Source organism: Streptosporangium nondiastaticum (genome assembly GCF_003011965.1).
GTDB classification, from domain to species: Bacteria; Actinomycetota; Actinomycetes; order Streptomycetales; family Streptomycetaceae; genus Streptomyces; species Streptomyces nondiastaticus.
Genome location: NZ_PXWG01000110.1, coordinates 1 through 21,961, shown reverse-complemented (window position 1 = coordinate 21,961; position 21,961 = coordinate 1). Strand labels below are relative to the sequence as shown.

General features: G+C 72.4%; 18 protein-coding genes. 14 read left to right on the top strand and 4 right to left on the bottom strand.

Features of this window, described 5'->3' with window-relative positions; translation table 11 throughout:
* The 8 genes from B7P34_RS27180 to nuoN all read left to right on the top strand — a co-directional run.
* Positions 1–890: molybdopterin-dependent oxidoreductase (locus tag B7P34_RS27180; protein WP_146166935.1), on the top strand; the 890-nt coding region annotated here is incomplete at its 5' end.
* A 2-nt stretch (positions 891–892) separates the two neighbouring features.
* Complete coding sequence (nuoH, locus tag B7P34_RS27175; RefSeq protein WP_106680753.1) at positions 893–2,257, top strand: NADH-quinone oxidoreductase subunit NuoH; 1,365 nt, start codon at positions 893–895, stop codon at positions 2,255–2,257.
* Between the two features lie 5 nt (positions 2,258–2,262).
* Complete coding sequence (gene nuoI / locus B7P34_RS27170; protein ID WP_106680751.1) at positions 2,263–2,871, top strand: NADH-quinone oxidoreductase subunit NuoI; 609 nt, start codon at positions 2,263–2,265, stop codon at positions 2,869–2,871.
* On the top strand, positions 2,868–3,719 hold the full coding sequence (locus B7P34_RS27165) for an NADH-quinone oxidoreductase subunit J (RefSeq protein ID WP_106680750.1): 852 nt from the start codon (positions 2,868–2,870) through the stop codon (positions 3,717–3,719). The genes nuoI and B7P34_RS27165 overlap by 4 nt, the downstream gene beginning before the upstream one ends.
* Positions 3,716–4,015 carry an NADH-quinone oxidoreductase subunit NuoK gene (gene nuoK / locus B7P34_RS27160; protein WP_030368474.1) on the top strand — a complete coding sequence of 100 codons (300 nt, stop codon included), beginning with the start codon at positions 3,716–3,718 and terminating at the stop codon, positions 4,013–4,015. The genes B7P34_RS27165 and nuoK overlap by 4 nt, the downstream gene beginning before the upstream one ends.
* A gap of 12 nt (positions 4,016–4,027) precedes the next feature.
* A complete protein-coding gene (gene nuoL / locus B7P34_RS27155) occupies positions 4,028–5,923 on the top strand; it encodes an NADH-quinone oxidoreductase subunit L (protein ID WP_106680748.1) in 1,896 nt (631 codons plus the stop codon).
* A gap of 2 nt (positions 5,924–5,925) precedes the next feature.
* Complete coding sequence (locus B7P34_RS27150; protein ID WP_106680746.1) at positions 5,926–7,527, top strand: NADH-quinone oxidoreductase subunit M; 1,602 nt, start codon at positions 5,926–5,928, stop codon at positions 7,525–7,527.
* 32 nt (positions 7,528–7,559) lie between these two features.
* Positions 7,560–9,176, top strand: coding sequence for an NADH-quinone oxidoreductase subunit NuoN (gene nuoN, locus B7P34_RS27145; protein WP_223268281.1), 1,617 nt, complete (start codon positions 7,560–7,562; stop codon positions 9,174–9,176).
* Positions 9,177–9,307: 131 nt separating this feature from the next.
* Here the strand turns inward: nuoN and B7P34_RS27140 are convergent, their stop codons facing one another.
* From B7P34_RS27140 to fahA, 3 genes are all read right to left on the bottom strand, one after another.
* Positions 9,308–9,838 carry a hypothetical protein gene (locus tag B7P34_RS27140; protein ID WP_106680743.1) on the bottom strand — a complete coding sequence of 177 codons (531 nt, stop codon included), beginning with the start codon at positions 9,836–9,838 and terminating at the stop codon, positions 9,308–9,310.
* A gap of 65 nt (positions 9,839–9,903) precedes the next feature.
* On the bottom strand, positions 9,904–10,572 hold the full coding sequence (locus B7P34_RS27135) for a GOLPH3/VPS74 family protein (protein WP_106680741.1): 669 nt from the start codon (positions 10,570–10,572) through the stop codon (positions 9,904–9,906).
* Positions 10,569–11,765 carry a fumarylacetoacetase gene (gene fahA, locus B7P34_RS27130; protein ID WP_106680739.1) on the bottom strand — a complete coding sequence of 399 codons (1,197 nt, stop codon included), beginning with the start codon at positions 11,763–11,765 and terminating at the stop codon, positions 10,569–10,571. Before fahA ends, B7P34_RS27135 begins: the two co-directional genes overlap by 4 nt.
* A gap of 339 nt (positions 11,766–12,104) precedes the next feature.
* Between fahA and B7P34_RS27125 the strand changes: the two genes are divergently transcribed.
* From B7P34_RS27125 to B7P34_RS27100, 6 genes are all read left to right on the top strand, one after another.
* Positions 12,105–13,406 carry a hypothetical protein gene (locus B7P34_RS27125; protein ID WP_223268280.1) on the top strand — a complete coding sequence of 434 codons (1,302 nt, stop codon included), beginning with the start codon at positions 12,105–12,107 and terminating at the stop codon, positions 13,404–13,406.
* Between the two features lie 216 nt (positions 13,407–13,622).
* Complete coding sequence (locus B7P34_RS27120) at positions 13,623–14,825, top strand: FAD-dependent oxidoreductase (RefSeq protein ID WP_106680736.1); 1,203 nt, start codon at positions 13,623–13,625, stop codon at positions 14,823–14,825.
* Between the two features lie 1,175 nt (positions 14,826–16,000).
* Entirely contained in the window at positions 16,001–17,011 is a 1,011-nt protein-coding gene (locus tag B7P34_RS27115; RefSeq protein ID WP_106680734.1) for a polyprenyl synthetase family protein, read from the top strand.
* Positions 17,012–17,447: 436 nt separating this feature from the next.
* Positions 17,448–18,710: a LolA family protein gene (locus B7P34_RS27110; RefSeq protein ID WP_106680733.1), complete on the top strand. Its 1,263-nt coding sequence runs from the start codon at positions 17,448–17,450 to the stop codon at positions 18,708–18,710.
* 29 nt (positions 18,711–18,739) lie between these two features.
* Entirely contained in the window at positions 18,740–19,699 is a 960-nt protein-coding gene (locus B7P34_RS27105; protein WP_106680731.1) for an ABC transporter ATP-binding protein, read from the top strand.
* Positions 19,686–20,570: an ABC transporter permease gene (locus B7P34_RS27100; RefSeq protein ID WP_106680729.1), complete on the top strand. Its 885-nt coding sequence runs from the start codon at positions 19,686–19,688 to the stop codon at positions 20,568–20,570. The genes B7P34_RS27105 and B7P34_RS27100 overlap by 14 nt, the downstream gene beginning before the upstream one ends.
* Positions 20,571–20,687: 117 nt before the next feature.
* Here the strand turns inward: B7P34_RS27100 and B7P34_RS27095 are convergent.
* Positions 20,688–21,961 (bottom strand): M28 family metallopeptidase (locus tag B7P34_RS27095; RefSeq protein WP_106680727.1); only part of this gene is annotated, 1,274 nt, incomplete at its 5' end.

The window sequence follows — 21,961 nt, the reverse complement described above, 5'->3', positions numbered from 1 at the left end:
GCCGCCCGGCCACCGACCCGCGGGCGCGCGAGGAGACCGCGGCCGCCTGGGGCGTCTCCGGCCTGCCGCGCAGCCCCGGCCGGGACACCGGCCAGATCGTGGAGGCGGCGGCGCGGGGCGAGCTGGGAGCCCTGCTGGTGGGCGGCGTCGAGGTCGCGGACCTGCCCGACCCGGCCCGCGCGCGGGAGGCCCTGGACGCCGTCGGCTTCCTGGTCAGCCTGGAGCAGCGGCCGAGCGAGGTCTCCGACCGGGCGGACGTCGTCCTGCCGGTCGCGGCGGTCGCGGAGAAGTCGGGCACGTTCCTCAACTGGGAGGGCCGGGCCCGGCCGTTCGAGGTCGCGATCAAGCCCGACCAGCTGCCGCGCCGCCATGTGCCCGCCGACGCCCGTGTGCTGCACATGCTGGCCGACGCCATGGGCATCGGCCTCGGCCTGCCCGACACCGACGCGGTGCGCGCGGAGCTGCGCCGCCTCGGCCCCTGGGACGGGGAGCACGCCGCGGACCCGGCGGAGACGGCCCGGCCGCTGCCGCGGCCTGCCGCGGGCGAGGCGGTCCTCGCGGGCCACCGGATGCTGCTGGACCAGGGGCGCCTGCAGGACGGCGACGACGCCCTCGCCGGGACGCGGCACGCGGCGCGCGCCCGCCTGTCGGCCGCGACCGCCGCCGAGGCGGGCGTGCGCGACGGAGAGGTGCTGGCGGTGACGGGCCCGGCCGGAACGGTACGGCTGCCGCTGTGCGTGACGGCCATGCCGGACCGTGTGGTGTGGCTGCCGCTGAACTCGGCGGGCGGCGGTGTCGCCGGGGACACGGGGGCGCGCCCCGGCGAGCTCGTACGGATCGGGGCGGATTCCGGTGAGGGCACCGGGACCGGGACACCGGAGGCGCGGTAGTGATGACTGTCGAGGCTCACAGCCTGAGCGAGCTGGCCGCCGGGGACCTGTCGGTGTTCGGCCGGGACCCGTGGTGGCTGATCGTCGTCAAGGCGGTCTTCTGCTTCGCGTTCGTCATGCTGACCGTGCTGTTCTCGATCGTCTGGGAGCGCAAGGTCGTCGCGTGGATGCAGCTGCGGATCGGCCCCAACCGGCACGGCCCGTGGGGCATGCTGCAGTCCCTCGCGGACGGCATCAAGCTGATGCTGAAAGAGGACGTGATCGTCAAGCGGGCGGACAAGGCGGTCTATCTGCTGGCCCCCGTCGTGGCGGCCGTCCCCGCGTTCATGGCGATCGCCGTGATCCCCTTCGGCCCCGCCGGCAACGAGATCTCGGTCTTCGGGCACCGCACCACGATGCAGCTGACGGACCTGCCGATCGGCGTGCTCTACATCCTCGCCACGGCCTCGGTCGGCATCTACGGCATCGTGCTCGCGGGCTGGTCGTCCGGCTCGACGTACCCGCTGCTGGGCGGCCTGCGCTCGTGCGCGCAGATGATCTCCTACGAGATCGCGATGGGCGTCTCCTTCGCCGCCGTCTTCCTCTACTCCGGGTCGATGTCGACCTCGGCGATCGTGGAAGCCCAGCACGACCGCTGGTACGTGCTGCTGCTGCCGGTGTCCTTCCTCGTCTACATCGTGGCGATGGTGGGCGAGACCAACCGGGCGCCGTTCGACCTTCCGGAGTCCGAGGGCGACCTGGTCGGCGGCTTCAACACCGAGTACTCCTCCATCAAGTTCGCGATGTTCATGCTGGCCGAGTACGTCAACATGGTCACCGTCTCGGCGGTGGCCGTGACGCTGTTCCTGGGCGGCTGGCGGGCCCCGTACCCGGTCTCGGCGTTCTGGGAGGGCGCGAACCACGGCTGGTGGCCGCTCCTGTGGTTCGTGATCAAGCTGCAGCTGCTGCTGTTCTTCTTCATCTGGCTGCGCGGCACCCTGCCGCGGCTGCGCTACGACCAGTTCATGAAGCTGGGGTGGAAGGTCCTCATCCCGGTCTCGATGGTGTGGCTGATGCTCGTCGCCTCGGTGCGGGCGCTGCGGAACGAGAACTACGACTTCCAGCAGATCGTGCTGTACGTCGGCGGCGCCGTCATCGCGGTCCTGCTGCTCTCCTTCGTCGCGGACGTCTTCCGCAAGGGCGAGCGCGGCCAGGGGGACGGGGAGGCCGCGCCGGAGCGGGAGTTCGACCCGACGGGCGGCGGGTTCCCGGTGCCGCCGCTGCCCGGGCAGACGCCGCCGCCGGTGCCGCGCCGCAGGCCGCGCCGTGACGGAGAGCTCATTGTCAGTGGTGGGCCCGATACTGTGCGTGACGGAAAGGAGGGCTGACGGCAGTGGCTACCGACCCCGCGGGCGACGCGTCCCGCGACACCCCCCGCAATCCCGTGGCCGGCTTCGGCGTGACCTTCAAGGCCATGTTCAAGAAGCGGCTGACCGAGCAGTACCCGGAGTACAAGAAGCCGACGGCCCCCCGCTTCCACGGCCGCCACCAGCTCAACCGGCACCCGGACGGCCTGGAGAAGTGCATCGGCTGCGAGCTGTGCGCCTGGGCCTGCCCCGCCGACGCCATCTACGTGGAGGGCGCGGACAACAAGGACGAGGAGCGCTATTCGCCGGGCGAGCGCTACGGCCGCGTTTATCAGATCAACTACCTCCGCTGCATCCTGTGCGGCCTGTGCGTCGAGGCGTGCCCCACCCGCGCCCTCACCATGACCAACGAGTACGAACTGGCCGACAGCAGCCGCGAGTCGCTCATCTACACCAAGGAGGAGCTGCTCGCGGGCCTGGAGGAGGGCATGGTCGACTCACCGCACGCGATCTTCCCCGGCATGACCGAACAGGACTACTACCGCGGGCTGGTGACCGAGGCCGCGCCCGGCACGGTCCGCCAAGTCGCCCTCTCCAAGGGAGAGAAGCCGGAAGAGGAAGGGGCCGAAGCATGATCGCCCCTTCCCTGGCCGCCTCGGCCGCCTCCACCACCTCGACGGGGGAGGCGGTCCAGTTCTGGATCCTGGCCGTTGTCGCCGTCCTCGGGGCGCTCGGCGCCGTCTTCATGAAGAAGGCCGTGCACAGCGCCCTCTCGCTGGCCGGCACCATGATCGTCCTGGCGGTGTTCTACCTCGCCAACGGCGCCTACTTCCTGGGCGTCGTCCAGATCGTCGTCTACACCGGCGCGATCATGATGCTCTTCCTCTTCGTCGTCATGCTCGTGGGCGTCACCGCCGCCGACTCCCTCAAGGAGACCATCAGGGGCCAGCGGTGGCTCGCCGGGCTGTGCGTGCTCGGCTTCGGCATCCTGCTCATGGCCGGCATCGCCAACGCCTCCCTGAAGGAGTGGAACGGCGTCGGCCGGGCCAACGCCGGCGGCAATGTGGAGGGCCTCGCCTCCCTGATCTTCACCAAGTACGTGTTCGCGTTCGAGATCACCGGCGCCCTGCTGATCACCGCGGCCGTCGGCGCGATGGTGCTCACCCACCGCGAGCGCACCGAGCGCGCCGCCACCCAGCGCGAGCGCGCCGAACAGCGCGTCCGCGAGGGCAAGCAGGTCACCCCGCTTCCGGCCCCCGGTGTATACGCCCGGCACAACGCCGTGGACATCCCCGGCCTCCTGCCCGACGGCACCGCCTCCGAGCTCACCGTCAGTCCCACCCTGCGCGCCCGCGGCCAGGTCCGCGACGTCTCGGGCGAGGCCCTGCAGGACCTCAAGGCCCTGGAGCAGCGCTCCAGCGACTGGCTGGAGCGCGGCCGCAGCGAGGACGCCGACGCGAACGCGAAGGGGGCGAGCAAGTGAACCCGGTCAACTACCTCTACCTGGCGGCCCTGTTGTTCACCATCGGGGCGGCCGGCGTGCTCATCCGGCGGAACGCGATCGTCATCTTCATGTGCGTCGAGCTGATGCTGAACGCCTGCAATCTGGCGTTCGTCACCTTCGCCCGGCTGCACGGCAATCTCGACGGCCAGATCATCGCCTTCTTCACGATGGTCGTGGCCGCGGCCGAGGTCGTGGTGGGCCTCGCCATCATCGTGACGATCTTCCGCTCCCGGCACTCGGCCTCGGTGGACGACGCCGGCCTGCTGAAGCTGTAAGGGGACGCTGACGTGGAGAACCTCATCGGATTGCTCGTCCTCGCGCCCCTGCTGGGGGCGGGCGTGCTGCTGTGCGGCGGGCGCAGGCTCGACCGGAGCGGCCCCTGGCTGGGCACCCTGCTCGCGGCCGTGTCCTTCGCGCTCGGCGTGGTGCTCTTCGCCGACATGCTCGGCAAGGGTGGCGAGGAGCGCGCCCTGGACGTCACGGTCTTCCCGTGGGTGCCCGTCGGCGGCTTCCGCGCGGACGTCGGCTTCCACCTCGACCAGCTGTCGATGACCTTCGTCCTGCTGATCACGGGCGTGGGCTCGCTCATCCACCTGTACTCGGTGGGCTACATGGCCCACGACGAGCGCAAGCGGCGTTTCTTCGGCTATCTCAACCTCTTCCTCGCCGCGATGCTGCTGCTCGTCCTCGCCGACAACTACCTGCTCCTGTACGTGGGCTGGGAGGGCGTCGGCCTCGCTTCGTACCTGCTGATCGGCTTCTGGCAGCACAAGCCGAGCGCGGCCACCGCCGCCAAGAAGGCGTTCCTGGTCAACCGCGTCGGCGACATGGGCCTGTCGATCGCGATCATGCTGCTGTTCACCACGTTCGGCACCTTCGCCTTCGATCCCGTGCTGCAGCGGGCGACCGACGCGGGGGAGGGCAAGCTGACGGCCGTGGCGCTGATGCTGCTGCTCGCCGCGTGCGGCAAGTCCGCCCAGGTGCCGCTGCAGTCCTGGCTCGGGGACGCGATGGAGGGCCCGACGCCGGTCTCGGCCCTCATCCACGCCGCGACGATGGTGACCGCCGGCGTCTATCTGATCACCCGCTCCGGCGCGGTCTTCGACGCGGCGCCGGACGCACAGACGGCGGTCGTCACGGTCGGCGCCGTCACGCTCCTCTTCGGTGCGATCGTCGGTTGTGCCAAGGACGACATCAAGAAGGCCCTGGCCGGCTCCACCATGTCCCAGATCGGGTACATGATCCTGGCCGCCGGACTGGGCCCCGTGGGCTACGTCTTCGCGATCATGCACCTGGTGACCCACGGCTTCTTCAAGGCCGGGCTCTTCCTCGGCGCCGGGTCCGTCATGCACGGCATGAACGACGAGGTCGACATGCGCCGTTACGGCGGCCTGCGCAGGTACATGCCGGTCACCTTCGTCACCTTCGGCCTCGGCTACCTCGCCATCATCGGCTTCCCGGGGCTGTCCGGCTTCTTCTCCAAGGACAAGATCATCGAGGCGGCCTTCGCCAAGGGCGGCGCCGAGGGCTGGATCCTCGGCGGTGCGGCCCTCCTCGGCGCGGCCATCACCGCGTACTACATGACGCGCGTGATGCTGCTGACCTTCTTCGGGGAGAAGCGGTGGCAGCCCGACGCGAAGGGCGAGCTCCCGCACCCCCACGAGTCGCCCCGCACCATGACGATCCCGATGGTCGTCCTGGCCTTCGGATCGGTCTTCGCCGGCGGCCTGTTCAGCATCAACGACACCTTCCTGAAGTGGCTGGAGCCGGTCACCGGGCACGAGGAGGGCCACTCGCCCGTCAGCGCCCTCACCGTCACCGCCGCCACCATGGTCGTGCTCGTGATCGGCGTGGCGATCGCCTGGGCGCAGTACGGGCGCCGGCCCGTGCCCGTCACGGCCCCCCGCGGCAGCCTCCTCACCCGGGCCGCCCGGCGGGACCTGCTGCAGGACGACTTCAACCACGTCGTGCTGGTCCGCGGCGGCGAGCACCTCACCCGCAGCCTGGTCTACGTCGACCACACCCTGGTCGACGGCGTCGTCAACGGCACCGCCGCCTCGGTGGGCGGGCTGTCGGGCCGGATGCGCAAGCTGCAGAACGGCTACGCCCGTTCGTACGCGGTCTCGATGTTCGGCGGTGCGGCGGTGCTCATCGCCGCCACCCTGCTGATGAGGGCGGTTTGATCATGGCCTTTCCCCTGCTGACGCTCACGGCCGCGGTCCCGGCGCTCGGCGCGGTCGCCACCGCGGCCGTGCCGGCCGGGCGGCGCACCGCCGCCAAGTGGCTCGCGCTCGCCTTCTCGCTCGCCACGCTCGCCCTGGCGGCCGTGCAGCTCGTGCGCTTCGACCCCGACGCCAAGGGGCCGTTCCAGCTCACCGAGTCGCACGCCTGGATCGCGGACTTCGGGGTCCGCTACGAACTGGGCGTGGACGGCATCGCGGTGGTCCTCATCGCCCTGGCCGCCCTGCTGATCCCCTTCATCATGCTGGCCGGCTGGCACGACGCAGACCCCCAGGAGAGCGGTTCCTCGCGCTGGCGCCCCACCCAGGGCTTCTTCGCGCTGATCCTCATGGTCGAGGCGATGGTGGTGATCTCCTTCGAGGCCACCGACGTCTTCCTCTTCTACATCTTCTTCGAAGCCATGCTGATCCCGATGTACTTCCTCATCGGCGGCTTCGGGGACGGCGCGGCCGGGCAGGGCGACGCGGGCGCGGCGGCCCAGCGCTCGTACGCCGCCGTGAAGTTCCTCCTCTACAACCTCGTCGGCGGGCTGATCATGCTGGCCGCCGTCATCGGGCTGTACGCGGTGACCGCCGACCAGCTCGGCACGGGCACCTTCTCCCTCCAGGAGATCGTCCAGGCGCGCGCCGCCGGCAAGCTCGACATCGCGACCACCACCGAACGCGCCTTGTTCCTCGGCTTCTTCTTCGCCTTCGCCGTGAAGGCCCCGCTGTGGCCGCTGCACACCTGGCTGCCCAACGCCATGGGTGAGGCCACCGCCCCCGTCGCCGTGCTGATCACCGCCGTGGTCGACAAGGTCGGCACGTTCGCGATGCTCCGCTTCTGCCTCCAGCTCTTCCCGGAGGCCTCGAAGTGGGCCACCCCCGTCATCGTCGTCCTGGCGCTGATCAGCATCCTGTACGGGGCGCTGCTCGCGGTCGGGCAGCGGGACATCAAGCGGCTGGTCGCGTACGCCTCGATCTCGCACTTCGGCTTCATCGTGCTCGGCATCTTCGCGATGACCAGCCAGGGCCAGAGCGGCGCGACGCTCTACATGGTCAACCACGGCGTCTCCACGGCCGCGCTGATGCTCGTCGCGGGCTTCCTGATCTCCCGGCGCGGCTCGCGGCTGATCGCGGACTACGGCGGCGTGCAGAAGGTCGCCCCGGTCCTCGCCGGCACGTTCCTCGTCGGCGGCCTCGCGACGCTGTCGCTGCCCGGCCTCGCGCCGTTCGTCTCCGAGTTCCTCGTCCTCGTCGGCACGTTCAGCCGCTATCCGGCCGCCGGGATCGTGGCCACGCTCGGCATCGTGCTCGCCGCGCTGTACGTCCTCGTGCTCTACCAGCGCACGATGACCGGGCCGGTGAAGGAGGAGGTGCGGGGCATGCCCGACCTCAGGGCACGCGAGCTGGCCGTCGTGGCCCCGCTGATCGCCCTCCTGCTCTTCCTCGGCGTCTACCCGAAGCCGGTGACGGAGATCCTCGACCCGGCGGTCCGGCACACGATGTCGCAGGTGCACCAGGCCGACCCCAAGCCCGATGTGAACGATGTGGAGGCCGCGAAGTGAGCCACGCAGCATCCGTCCACAGCCTGTGGACGATGTCGGCGGACGCGCCGCAGAAGATCCCGGCACCGCACATCGAGTACGCCCAGCTGTCCCCGACGCTGATCGTGCTCGGCGCCGCGGTGCTCGGCATCCTCGTGGAGGCGTTCCTCCCGCGGCGCAGCCGCCACCCCGTCCAGCTGCTGCTGACGTGCGTCGCGCTGGCCGCGGCCTTCGCCGCCGTCGTCGCCCTCGCGGCCGGCGGCTACGGCACGGGCAAGGCCCACGCCGCCGCGATGGGCGCCGTCGCCGTGGACGGCCCCGCGCTGTTCCTGCAGGGCACCATTCTCCTCGTCTCCCTGGTGGCCGTGTTCACCTTCGCCGAGCGGCGGCTGGACCCGGCGGCGCACGGCCGGCCCGTCGACTCCTTCGCCGCCCAGGGCGCCGCCGTGCCCGGCGGCCGGGCGGAGCAGGACGCGGTCAGGGCGGGCTTCACCACCACCGAGGTGTTCCCGCTCCTGCTCTTCGCGGTGGGCGGCATGCTCGTCTTCCCCGCCGCGGACGACCTGCTGACGCTCTTCGTCGCCCTGGAGGTCTTCTCCCTCCCGCTGTACGTGCTGTGCGCGCTGGCCCGCCGCAAGCGGCTCCTGTCGCAGGAGTCGGCCGTCAAGTACTTCCTGCTCGGCGCCTTCTCCTCGGCCTTCCTGCTCTTCGGCGTGGCCCTGCTCTACGGCTACGCGGGCACGGTCACGTACTCCGGCATCGCCGACGTCGTGGGCGGCAACGTCCGGATGCTCGACCCGGTCCTCGCCGGCACCACCGGCAACGACGCCCTGCTGCTGATCGGCGGCGCGCTCGTCCTGATGGGCCTGCTCTTCAAGGTCGGCGCGGTGCCCTTCCACATGTGGACGCCGGACGTCTACCAGGGCGCCCCCACGCCCGTCACGGGCTTCATGGCCGCGGCCACCAAGGTCGCCGGCTTCGGCGCGCTGCTGCGGCTGCTGTACGTGGTCCTGCCGGGGCTGCGCTGGGACTGGCGGCCGGTGATGTGGGGCGTCGCGATCGTCACCATGCTGGTGGGCGCGATCGTGGCCGTCACCCAGACCGACGTGAAGCGGCTGCTGGCCTACTCGTCCATCGCCCACGCCGGCTTCATCCTCGCCGGCGTCGTCGCCACGTCGCCCGACGGCGTGTCGTCCGTGCTGTTCTACCTGGGCGCGTACTCCTTCGTCACGCTCGGCGCGTTCTCGGTCGTGACGCTGGTGCGCGACGCCGGCGGGGAGGCCACGCACCTGTCCAAGTGGGCGGGGCTGGGCCGCCGTTCGCCGCTCACGGCGGCGACGTTCGCGGTGTTCCTGCTGGCCTTCGCGGGGATTCCGCTGACGAGCGGGTTCGCGGGGAAGTTCGCGGTGTTCAAGGCGGCGGCGCAGGGCGGGGCGGGGCCGCTGGTCATCGTCGGTGTCGTGTCGTCGGCGATCGCCGCGTTCTTCTACGTCCGGGTGATCGTGCTGATGTTCTTCAGCGAGCCGAAGGAGGACGGCCCGACGGTCGCCGTCCCGAGCCCGCTGACGTCCTCGGCGATCGCGATCGGCGTCGCGGTCACGCTGGTGCTGGGCGTGGCGCCGCAGTATTTCCTCGACCTGGCGGGCCAGGCGGGGGTCTTCGTGCGGTGACGCCGGCCGGCGGGGCCGTCCGTACGCTCGGAGCGGCCCCGTACATGTGCAGGTGCCGCTGCCCGGCGACCGAAGACGGTTGCCGGGCAGCGGCGCGCGTACGGCTTCAGCTGTTCGCCTTGCGTACGGCTTCAGCTCTTCGGCTTGGTCGGCAGGCCGCCCGCGATGCCGCCGGGCACGCCGGTCGGCTTGCCGTCGGAGCCGACGGTCTTGCTCATCTTGTCCTGCTTGCCGGAGGCCCAGGCGACGGTGAAGGACTTGCCGTCGAAGTCCTTGATGGTGCCCGTGGCGTAGTCCGTGCTGTTGTCCTGGCAGTGCTTGATCGTGATCGTCGCAGGCTGCGAGGTGGTGACGAGCGTGCCCGAGCAGGCGGTCTTCCCGCTGAGCGTCACCTTGTCCTGGGTGAACACCAGGATGAGGAGGCTCTGGTCGGTGAGCTTGCCGTTGTTCGACCAGCCGCCCGCGAGGGTGGCCGCCGACGCGCGCTGCCCGCCGGTGTCCGCGGCGGGCGAGGACGGCTGCTCCGCCGGGGCCTGGGAGGTCGGCGTGGCGCCGCCGACCGGCTTGTCGTCCTTCTTGCCGCCGTCGCTCGAACTGCTGCAACCGGTCATCAGCACAGCGGCGCAGAGCGCCGCCCCCGTGATCTGTACTGCCTTGCGCACGTCTCTCCTTAAGGCTGGTTCAGGGCATGACAAGTTAGCAGCCCTGATCCGGCGCTTCGCGTGACTCAGCCGCCGCCCCCGCTGCCGCCGGCGTCCGCGCTGTCGCGCATGCGGTTCTTGTGCACGGCCCGCGCCGCCCAGTCCGCCCGCATGAGGCGGTGCATGGCCTGCCGCTCCTGCCGGCGGCCCCAGCCGGGGCAGAGCGCGCCCGAGATGCCGATGGCGGACGCCAGCGCGGCGAGCGCGCGGGCGCGCGGGTCGGCGAAACCCCCGCGCCGGGCCAGCTCGAAGCGCCCCCGCGTCTGCGCCGTCAGATCCACCGGCCCCACGGAGTGACGGCGGTACGGGATGACGCCGAGGAAGCGGCGCGGCTCCACGCGCAGGGCACCGCTCTTCACCAGCCGGGTCAGGCACGCCTCTTCGAGGTGCCGCGACGTGCTCCGCACCCAGGCGACCGTCCGCGGCCCGCGGTCCCGCGCGCCCTTGCCGGGCCGTTGCAGGCTCGCCATCGCCGTGGCCAGCAGCGGCTCGTCGGGCGGCAGCGGGTTCGTCACCCGCACCCGGCCGCCCTCCTCCACGACCCGCCCCGCGAGCCGCAGTTCGGCCAGCGCCGCCCCGGCCACGCCGTACGCCAGGGAGCTGCCCGCGCGCCACAGCTTGCGCTTGCTGACGGGGTCGAAGGAGAGCAGCACCAGCTCCTCGGGGAGCGTCAGGCGCGGGGCGTCGGCGTTCATGGCGTCACGGTACCGCCGGCCGGAGCGCCGTCGGGGGCCGGGAGAATGCGGCCGGTGACCTCGCCGAGGCCGATCCGGGCACCGCCGGGACCGGGCGCCCAGGCCGTGAGCGTGACCTCGTCGCCGTCCTCCAGCCACGGGCCCTTGCCCGCGGTCAGTTCGAGGAGGCAGCCCAGCTGGTCGGGCTCGGGGCCGCTGACCGTGCCGGAGGCGTAGAGGTCGCCGGTGCGCAGGGTGGCGCCGTTGACCGTCATGTGCGCCAGCTGCTGCGCCGCGGTCCAGTACATGGCGGAGAACGGCGGGCGGGAGACCGTCTCACCGTTGATCTTCACCTCGATGCGCAGGTCGAGGCCGCCCGGCTCGGCCGCGGAGTCGTCGAGGTAGGGCAGGAGCGGGTGAGTGCGCTCCGGCGGCGCCGTGCGGGCCTCGTCGAAGGCGTCGAGCGGGGTGATCCAGGCCGAGGCTGAGGTGGCGAAGGACTTGCCGAGGAACGGGCCGAGGGGCACGTACTCCCACGCCTGCAGGTCGCGCGCGGACCAGTCGTTGACGAGGCAGACGCCGAAGACGTGCTCGCGGAAGCCGTCGATCCCGACCGGGCCGCCGGCGGGCGTGCCGACGACGAAGCCGACTTCGGCCTCGATGTCGAGGCGGAGCGAGGGGCCGAAGGAGGGCAGGGCGTCGGTCGGGGCCTTGCGCTGGCCTCGGGGGCGCACGACGTCGGTGCCGCTGACGACGACGGTGCCGGCGCGGCCGTGGTAACCGATCGGCAGGTGCTTCCAGTTCGGCGTGAGCGGCTCGTCGTTCGGGCGGAAGATGCGGCCGACGTTGGTGGCGTGGTGCTCGCTGGAGTAGAAGTCGACGTAGTCGGCGACCTCGAACGGCAGGTGCAGCGTCACCTCGGAGAGCGGGTGGAACGGCCCGTCGGTCAGCCAGGAGCGGACCTCCGCGCGTACGGCGCGCCAGACGGGGCGGCCGGCGGCCAGGAGGGGGTTGAGCGTCGGGGCGTCCAGCAGGGCGGCGTGCGCGGAGCCGTGCGCGGCCGCGGCGGCAGCGGCGTCCAGGACGGAGTCGCCGTAGCGGACGCCGATGCGGGGCCGGTCCGGGGCGTCGGCGGTGGTGAAGACGCCGTACGGGAGGGTGTCCGCGCCGAAGGGGTCGCCTTCGGGCAGCTCGCGGGGGCTGTGCTGGGGCATGGAACGCTGCCTCGCTCTCTCCTGGACGCTCCGGGAAGCCGGTGGGCCCGGGTGGGGGCCCGCGGCCCACATTACGTGCTGATGGCCGTCAGACAAGGGGTGTCCGGAGGGTCCCCGGGCGGGGGCCCGGAGACGCCCCCGCTCGGTGCCCCGAACGGCTGCCCGCAGCCCACGCGGACCGGCCTCCGAACCGCTGTCCGAACCACCGCCCGACCTTCGGCTAAAGAGCGCGCAATATCCGGTAATTCCTTGCTGGAAGCGGCGATTCCGAAGTAGCGTCCTTAATCGGGCCAGGCACAGTGGGGGGCCGCTGCGGCTGAGGGGCCGAGGGGGATGCTGGTGGCGAGCAGGAGCACGCCCATCGCGGCGGACCGGTCCGTTCCAGGACTGATCGTGAAGATCGGTGACTATCCCCTGCACCACGGCGGGGTGGGTGCGATCCGCAGCCTCGGCAGACTCGGCGTGCCCATGTACGCGATCACGGAGGACCGCTGGACCCCGGCCGCCGTCTCCCGTTATCTCCGCGGCGGCTTCGTCTGGCGGACGACGGGCACCGAACCGCCCGCCGAGCTGGTCGAGGGCCTGCTGCGGATCGGCCGCGAGATCGGCCGGCCGGCCGTCCTGATCCCCACCGACGAAGAGGCCGCGGTGCTCATCGCCGAGCACGCCGCGGAGCTGTCCGGCAGCTTCCTCTTCCCGCGGGTGGAACCGGAGTTGCCACGGCGGCTGGCGAGCAAGCAGGGGCTGCACGAGCTCTGCGTGGAGCACGGCGTGCCGTCGCCGGAGGCCCTGTTCCCCGCCACCTTCGAGGAGATCGAGGAGTTCGCGGAGCACGCCCGCTTCCCCCTCGTCGCCAAGAACCGGGAGGCGTTCGAGCGCCGCCGCAAGCCCGCCGTGCACGGCACCACCCGCATCCACGGGCCGGGCGAGCTGCTGCGGCTGGCGCAGGGCTGGGGCCCGGCGCCCGGCGTGATCCTCCAGGAGTACCTGCCCCGCGAGCAGGCGGAGGACTGGATCGTCCACGCCTACTTCGACGCCGAGAGCACACCGCTGGCGATGTTCACGGGCGTGAAGGTGCGCTCCTGGCCGCCGCACGCCGGCATGACCGCCAACGCCTACGTCGTGGACAATCCCGAACTGGCCGGCATGACCGCCCAGTTCATCAAGCAGATCGGCTTCAGCGGCATCGTCGACCTGGACTGGCGCTTCGACCGCCGCGACGGGCGGTACAAGCTGCTGGACTTCAACCCCCGGATGGGCGCGCAGTTCCGGCTCTTCGAGAGCGAGACGGGCGTGGACGTCGTCCGGGCGCAGCACCTCGACCTGACCGGGCGCAGGGTCCCGGAGGGCGAGCAGCCGGCGGGGCGGCGGTTCGTCGTGGAGAACATCGACCTGCCGGCGCTCGCCGCGTACCGCCGCAGCGGCTACACCACGCCGCACGCGCCCGCGCGCCCCAGCAGCACGGAGCTCGCCTGGGTCGCGAGGGACGACATGAAGCCGTTCTTCACCATGCTCGCCCGGTTCGTGCGGCCGGGTGTGCGGCATCTGTGGCAGATGTGGCGCTCCAGGCGGGCCGCCGCGTCCGCCGCGTCAGCCTCCTCCGCCGCTTCAGCCGAGTCCGCCGCGTCCGCGGCGGAGTGAGCCGAGTACGTGGCCGAGCACGTGAGGGAGCCGAACAAGCCCGGCAAGTCCAGCGGGCCGAGGGTCCGGGCAAGCGCCCTCGCCGACCAGTGAGCAGCGCGGAACGAGCAATGAGTGAACAAGTGAACGAGCGAATGAGTGCGAGCGCGAGTGCGAGCGCGAGCACGAGCACGAGCACGAGCAGCCAGCAGTGAGGAACGCCCTGGGAGGGGACTCGTGACACTTCCCGTAGCAGTCATCGGGGCCGGCCCGTACGGTCTGTCGACCGCCGCCCATCTGCGGGCCCGCGGGATAAGGACCCGCGTCTTCGGCTCGCCGATGGTGAGCTGGCGCGAGAACATGCCCGCCGGGATGATTCTCAAATCCACCCCCTCGGCCTCCAGCATCGACGCCCCGCAGCCCGGGCACACCCTGCTCGACTTCTGCCGGGAGACCGGCGAGCGGCGCTTCGAATCGGACTGGGACATCATCCCGGTCGAGACCTTCTCGCGCTACGGCCTGTGGTTCCAGGAGCGCCTGGTGCCGGAGCTGGAACAGGTGCGCGTGGTGTCCGTGGACCGCCGGGCCGCGGACTTCGAGCTGAAGCTCGACTCCGGGGAGCAGTTCGCCGCCCGCGCGGTGGTGATCGCCAGCGGTCTCAGCGGGCTGGCCCAGCTCCCGCCCGAGCTGGCCGCGGCCGTCCCGGACGGCCCGTCCGCCGTGGGCCCGATCTCGCACAGCTCGCAGCACCGGGACCTGGCGCCGTTCGCGGGGCGCGAGGTCGTGGTCGTCGGCGCCGGGCAGTCGGCGCTGGAGACGGCGGTGCTGCTGGCCGATGCGGGCGCGGCGTCGGTACGGGTGGTCGCCCGCCGGAAGGGTGCGGTCCGCTTCGGTGCGGCGCCGGACGGGCAGCCGCGGCTGAAGCCGGACACGCCGTTCGGCCGGGCCTGGTCGCTCTACGCGTTCTCGTACCACGCCGACGGATTCCGCCATCTTCCGGCGCCGGCCCGCCGGTTCCTGGTGGGGCGCGTGCTCGGGCCCCTCGGCGCCTGGTGGCTGCGGGACCGTTTCATCGGCCGGGTGCACGTCTCGGAGGGCACGCGGATCGGCTCGGCCCGGGTCGAACAAGGCCGCCCCGTCCTCGACCTCATCGGCCCGGACGGCGCGAGCGCGGGCGAGCTCGCCGCCGACCACGTCATCGCGGCGACCGGCTACCGCGTCGACCTCGCGGCCATGGACTTCCTCGGCCACGGCCTGCGCACCAGGCTCGCCGTCGGCGCGGGCGGTCCCCGGCTCGGCCCCGGCTACCGCGCCTCGGTGCCCGGCCTGTTCTTCACGGGCCTGCCGGCCGCGGCCAGCTACGGCCCGGTCATGCGGTTCGTCTGCGGCACGGAGTACGCCTCGCCGCGGCTGGCCAGGGCGGTCGCGGCCCTGCCGTAGCCCGCGCCCGGACGCCCGTTCCGCCGCGGCGGTGCGGTGGTCGACGGTGCCGGACCTGTCTGAGGGTGGGTTTGGCACCGCCGGTCGGCTTGTCGGTGGTTGCTCGCCGTTGCGGCGGGTGTTTCTCGCCTGCGGCGAGGGGCGGCCTTGGGCGCCGGGACGGGTGCTGGGCCGGGCGCACGGTCGGCAGAGACTCCGCCGCGACGGCGATCGTCCCTCGCGGGCGTGTTCGGCGGTGCCGGGCCCGGCTGAGCGGGGTTTGGCACCGCCGGGCGGCTTGCCGGTGGTTGCGCGCCGTCGCGGCGGGTTTTAGCCGCCTGCGGCGAGGGGCGGCCTTGGGTACCGGACGGACACCGGGCCGCCCACGAGGCTGTCAGCAGGCTGGCAGTCACTCCGTCGCGGCCGGTTCTTCTCGCCTGTGGCGAGGGGCGGTCCTGGGCGCCGGGACGGGTGCTGGGCCGGGCGCGCGGTCGGCAGTCGGCCGGCAGAGACTCCGCCGCGACGGTGGTCAGCCCTCGCGGGCGTGTTCGGCGGTGCCGGACCGGGCTGAGCGGGGGTTTGGCACCGCCGGGCGGCTCGTCGGTGGTTGCGCATCGTCGCGGCGGGTTTTTCTCGCCTGTGGCGAGGGTGTCCCGGGCGCTGGGCCGGGCACGAGGCCGGCAGTCGGTCGGCAGGTGGTCCGGCGCGGCGGTGGTCAAACCCTCGCGGCCGTGACCGGCGTCGCGGGGCGGGAGACGCTCTCACCCGCGACGGCGTCAACCCCTCGGACGCGCCCGGCACCGCGGGGCCCCGGCCCGGCCCCGGCACCGCCGGGCGGCCTGCCCGTCGTTGGTCGCCGCCCCGGCAAGGGGAGACCGTCGCCCCCGCCCGCGCCGCATGGCCGAAACGTATGGCCCGAACCACGCCCGTCACGGGCCCCCGTGGGGTGACCAAGGCCCCCGCGGGGCACAGGTCAGGTCGCACTCACGTCGTACACCAGCTCGCGCACCAGGCCGGTGCAACGGGCCGCGAGGGCCCCGCACACCGGCCGGGACGGGGGCCCGCGCAGGGTCCTCGGCAGCGCAACCCGGACGGGTGGCCACGGTGATCCACAGCCGACCGGATACGCTGACTTTCGGTGGAGACAGCGACACATCGACAAACCCCGTGTTCGCAGGCAGACAGGAGTACCCCTCGTGACCGTCGTCGGGCCATTCGGGCTGAGCGTGCGGGACCAGGCTCTTGAAGCCGATGTCCAGGCGGGACTGGCCGCTGTCGAGGAGGGCCTCCTGGAGGCCACCAAGAGCGACGTGCCCTTCATCACCGAGGCCGCGCAGCACCTCGTGCGCGCCGGGGGGAAGCGTTTCCGGCCACTGCTGGTGATGCTCGCCGCCCAGTTCGGTGACCCCTACGCGCCCGGCGTCGTGCCGTCCGCCGTCGTCGTCGAGCTCACGCACCTGGCCACGCTCTACCACGACGACGTCATGGACGAGGCCGAGAAGCGGCGCGGCGTCGACAGCGCCAACGCCCGCTGGGGCAACTCCGTGGCGGTCCTCACGGGCGACTTCCTCTTCGCCCGCGCCTCGCACATCCTGGCCGACCTCGGCCCCGAGGCCGTCCGGATCCAGGCCGAGGCCTTCGAGCGGCTGGTCACCGGCCAGATCCTGGAGACCGCCGGCCCCCGCGACGGCCGTGACCCCATCGAGCACTACCTGGACGTCCTCGCCGGCAAGACCGGCTCGCTGGTCGCCGTCTCCGGGCGGTACGGCGCGATGATGTCCGGCGCCGACGAGCGCACGGTCGACATCCTCACCCACTACGGGGAGCGCCTCGGCATCGCCTTCCAGCTCGCCGACGACGTCCTCGACATCGCCAGCGACTCGCACGAGTCCGGCAAGACGCCCGGCACCGACCTGCGCGAGGGCATCGCCACCCTGCCGGTCCTGCACCTGCGCGCCCAGGCCGCCGCGACCGGCTCGGCCGCCGACCTCGAACTGTGCGAGATGCTCGACGGCGACCTCACCGACGACGCCCTCCACGCCGAGGTGCTGCGCCGGCTGCGCGCCCACCCCGCGCTGGAGCAGGCCCGCCGCGACACCGTGCGGTACGCGGAGGAGGCGCGGGCCACGCTGGCCCCGCTGCCGGACTGCTACGCGAAGGCCGCGCTGGAGAATCTCTGCGACGCGGTGGTCCACCGGGCGGGCTAGCGCCGGGCTTGTGCCGTACGTGGTGGGGCCGGCCGCCTCCGTATTCCGCCGGACCCTCGCCGTGGGGGCTCGGCGCCGTGGCGGCGGACAACTTTTTCATGGCTTCGCCACGGGGATCAGGGCCGGAAGTCGGGCCACCCGACCCGGAAGTCGTGCCGGCCCAGCCGGAAGTCGGCCCACCCCAGCCGGAAGGCGTCCCCGGTCCACCCGAAAGTCGGTGTCCCCGTAAGGGATGTCCTACCCAAGAGGTACACGGACTTGATCCCGTCGTCTGATGACCCGACAGGCGGGGTCTGGTGGAATCGAAGTGTCTCGAGGCAGGGGAATTCCTCCGGATTCCCCGCTCCACCACCGAGCGGCCGGGCTCACAATGAGCCGTGGGGGGTGGCGAGTGCACGACAGGTCGAGACCGCCGCCGACGACGGAGGTAGAGGACATGGCACGCATCGAACCGACCCACGGCACCGACGGGGCGGCCGACGCCGGAGAAGGCGCCCGGCGGGCGCGCGGCCGCCGCAAGGCCGTCCGCTACGCCGTCCCGGTCGCGGTGGCCGGCGTCGCCGCGGCGTCGATCGGCATCGGCACCGCGCTGGCGAGCAGCGGTGACCCGGATCTGCCGAAGATCAGCGCGCAGGACCTGATAGCCAAGATGGCGAAGTCGGACGCGCAGCAGCTGTCCGGCACCGTCAAGGTGACCACCGACCTGGGCCTGCCCTCGGTGCCGTCCGGGCTCTCGCTGGGCGACGCCCCGGCCGGCGGCAAGGCGGGCCACGGCTCCGGCGGCAAGGACGCGGGGGCGGACACCTCCCCGCAGGCCAAGCTCACCGAGCTCGCCTCCGGCACGCACACGCTGCGCGTGGCCGCCGACGGCCCGGACAAGCAGCGGCTGTCGATCGTGGAGCGCGCCGCGGAGTACAGCCTGATCCGCAACGGCGACCAGGTCTGGGCGTACGACAGCAAGAGCAACACCGTCCACCACTCCACCGCCCCCAAGGACGTGCACGGCGGCAAGGAGGCCCCGCAGGAGCTGCGCGGCGCCTCGCCGCAGGAGCTCGCCAAGAAGACGCTCGCCGCGGTCGACGACTCCACGTCGGTGACGGTCGACGGCACGGCCAAGGTCGCGGGCCGCGACGCCTACCAGCTGGTCCTCAAGCCCAAGGCGGCCGAGACGACGGTCGGCGCGGTGCGCATCGCGGTGGACGCGAAGAACGGCGTGCCGCTGAAGTTCACGCTCAGCCCGAAGGGCGGCGGCAAGGCCGTCGTGGACGCGGCGTTCACCAAGGTCGACTTCGGCAAGCCGGCCGCGGACACCTTCGACTTCAAGCCGCCGAAGGGCGCGAAGGTCACGGAGGACAAGGCGGACGGCAAGGCCGGCAAGGGCCACGAGGGCGGCCCCGGCAAGGACGCGGGCGCGCCCGACCTCTCCGGCATGAACGTACTGGGCAAGAGCTGGACGTCGATCGCCGAGCTCAAGGCGCCCGGCGGCGTGGGCTCCGGTGCGGGCGCGGGCGCGAAGGGCGGCAAGGACGCCGGCCCGGCCGGTGCCCTGCTCGACAGCCTCGGCAGCAAGGTCTCGGGCTCCTTCGGCTCGGGCCACGTCTTCAGCACCCGCCTGGTCAACGCCCTGGTCACGGACGACGGCAAGGTGTACGTGGGTGCCGTCACCAAGGACGCGCTGATCAAGGCCGCGTCGAAGTAGCACGCGAAGCACACGTCAGGGGAGGCCCGATGGAGGAGCTGTCCGCCGCCGGGGAACCGGCGATAGCCACCCACGCGCTCACCAAGCGCTACCGGGGCGGGCAGCTCGCCGTCGACCGGCTCGACCTCGTCGTGCCGCGCGGCAGCGTCTTCGGCTTCCTCGGCCCCAACGGCTCCGGCAAGACCACGACGATCCGGATGCTCATGGGGCTGATCGAGCCGACCTCCGGCACGGCCCGCGTCCTCGGCGAGGAGATGCCGCGGGCCGGGCGGCGCGTGCTGCCCCGGGTGGGCGCCCTGATCGAGGGGCCCGCCCTCTACGGCTTCCTCACCGGCCGCGACAACCTCCTGCGGTTCGACGCGGCCGACCCGACGGCCGACCCGCGCACCCGGCGGGCCCGGGTGGACGCCGCCCTGGACCGGGTGGGTCTGGTCGCCGCGGCGGGCAAGAAGGCCCGCGCGTACTCCCTGGGCATGAAGCAGCGCCTGGGCCTGGCCGCGGCCCTCCTGCAGCCCCGTGAGCTGCTCGTGCTCGACGAGCCGACCAACGGCCTCGACCCGCAGGGCATGCGCGAGATCCGCACCCTGGTGCGCGGCCTCGCCTCCGAGGGCACCACGGTCTTCCTCTCCTCGCACCTGCTCGACGAGATCGAGCAGGTCTGCACGCACGCCGCCGTGATGGCCCAGGGCCGCCTGCTGACCCAGGGCACGGTGGCCGGGCTGGCCTCCTCCGCGCGCGGCAGGCTGGCCGTCACCACGCCCGACACGGTGGAGGCCGTCCGCGTGCTCAAGGAGCACGGCGTGAACGACCTCACCGTCGACGACGACCGCGTCACCGGCGAACTGCCCGCCGTGGTCAGCGAGCTCGCCGACCTCAACGCGGCGCTCGTGCGGGCCGGGGTCCGCGTCCGCTCCTTCGGCACCGCCCGCGCCTCCCTGGAGGACGCCTTCGTCGCACTCACCGGAGAGGGATTCGATGTCGCAGGCTGAGGTCACCACGGCGGCCGCCGCGCGGCCCGCTCCGAGCCCGCTGTGGGCCCTCTCGCTCTTCCGCAGCGAAGCGGGGACCGTATTCCGGCGGTGGCGCACGATCGCGCTCCTGGGCGTCCTTGCGGCCGTTCCCGTCCTGGTCGGCATCGCCGTGAAGATGGAGACGAGCGACGGCGGCGCGGCCGGGCACGGGGGAGGGGGCCCGGCGTTCATCAGCCAGGTCACCAACAACGGCCTCTTCCTGGTCTTCACCTCCCTCGCCGCGACCCTGCCCTTCTTCCTGCCGATGGCCGTCGGCGTGGTCGCGGGCGACTCGGTGGCGGGCGAGGCGAGCTCCGGCACCCTGCGCTACCTCCTGGTCGCCCCCGCGGGCCGCACCCGGCTGCTGCTCGCCAAGTTCACGGCGACGTTCGCGTTCTGCTGCGCGGCGACCCTGACGGTCGCGGCCTCCGCGCTCGCCGTCGGCGCGCTCCTCTTCCCGCTCGGCGACGTGACCCTGATCAGCGGGGTGACGGTCTCCTTCGGGGAAGGGCTGCTGCGGGCGCTGGCGGTCGCGGGGGCCGTGGCGCTGTCGCTGGTGGGCATAGCGGCGCTCGGGCTGTTCGTCTCCACGCTCACCAACAGCGGGATCGCGGCGATGGCCACCACGGTGGGGCTGCTGATCACGGCGCAGATCGTCGACCAGTTCCCGCAGCTGCACGCGGTCCAGCCGTATCTCTTCCCGCACTACTGGCTGAGCTTCGCGGACCTGCTGCGCGCCCCCGTCTACTGGGACCAATTGCTGGACAACCTGGGCCTGCAGGCGCTGTACGCGGCGGTGTTCGGCTCGGCGGCGTGGGCGCGGTTCACGTCCAAGGACGTGACGGCCTAGCGGCCTGCGTACGGAAGAGGGGTGCGGGCCCGGAAGGCCGGTCAGGGCCTCCCGGGCCCGCTGCGGGGTTGTGCCCTCAGTGGTCCGGATTCCGGAGCGTGCTCCGGGAACGCGGGTCTAGAACGCGAGCTTCCAGCCGTTGATCCGGCCCGTGTCCTGCGCCGCGACGTCCTGGACGCGGAGCTTCCACGTGCCGTTCGCGGTCTCCGCGGAGGCGTCCACGGCGTACGTGGCGATGACGTCGTCCGCGGCGTCGCTGCCGCTGGAGTCCTTCAGGCGGTACGCGCGCCCGCTCGGCCCGACGAGGTCGACGACCAGGTCACCGCGGTAGGTGTGCGTGATGTCGACGGAGACCTTGAGGGCGGACGGCGCGTTGCCCGTCAGCCCGGAGACCGTCACGGGCGACTCGACGGCCGCCCCCGCGTCGGGGATCGGCAATTGGCTCTTGCTCTCGAAGACCTTGCCCTGCGGCGGGTTGGTGGTGCCGCCGCTCAGTGTCCACACGGCGCTCGCGATGGCGTCGGTGTTGGTGTCGAGCGCCTTGTCGTTGATGTTCGCCGACGTGTCGCACGACGCGTGGTAGCAGCGGTCGAAGGGCTGGCCCGCGGTGCCGCCCCAGTTCTGGGCCTGGGCCGCGGTCTTGCGGTAGTCGGCGCCGCTGAAGAGGCCGCCGACGGGGATGCCGGCGTTCTGGAAGGGCGCGTGGTCGGAGCGGCCGTCGCCCTCGGTGTCGATCTCGGTGGCGATGTTCTTCGCGGCGAACCAGTTCTCGAAGAGGGCCTTGAGGTTCTGGTCGTAGCCGTAGACGAAGTAGCCGGGGTTCGGCGAGCCGATCATGTCGAAGTTCAGGTACGCGTCGATCTTGCCGCGCTCGCCGGCCGGCAGCTGGTTGACGTAGTAGCTCGACCCGCGCATGCCGAGCTCCTCCGCGCCCCACCAGCCGAACCGCAGGTGCTTGGCGGGCTTGTAGCCCTCGCGGGCGACGGCGAGCGCGGTTTCGAGGATGCCGGCCGAGCCGGAGCCGTTGTCGTTGATGCCCGGCCCGGCGGAGACGGAGTCCAGGTGGGCCCCGGCGAAGACGACGTGGTCCGTGTCGCCGCCGGGCCAGTCGGCGACGAGGTTGTAGCCGGTGGCGCCGCCGGTGGTGAACTGCTGCACGGTGGTGGTGAACCCGGCGGCGTCGAGCTTGCCCTTCACGTAGTCGATCGAGGCCTTGTAGCCGCTGCGGCCGTGCGCGCGGTTGCCGCCGTTGGCGGTGGCTATGGACTGCAGCTGGGCGAGGTGGGCCTTGACGTTGGCGACGGGGATGTCGGGTCCGGCGGCGACGGCGGGCCGGGCCGCGGCGGTGGTGGGGACCGCCAGGGCCGGGCCGGCGGCGACGCCGAGCAGGG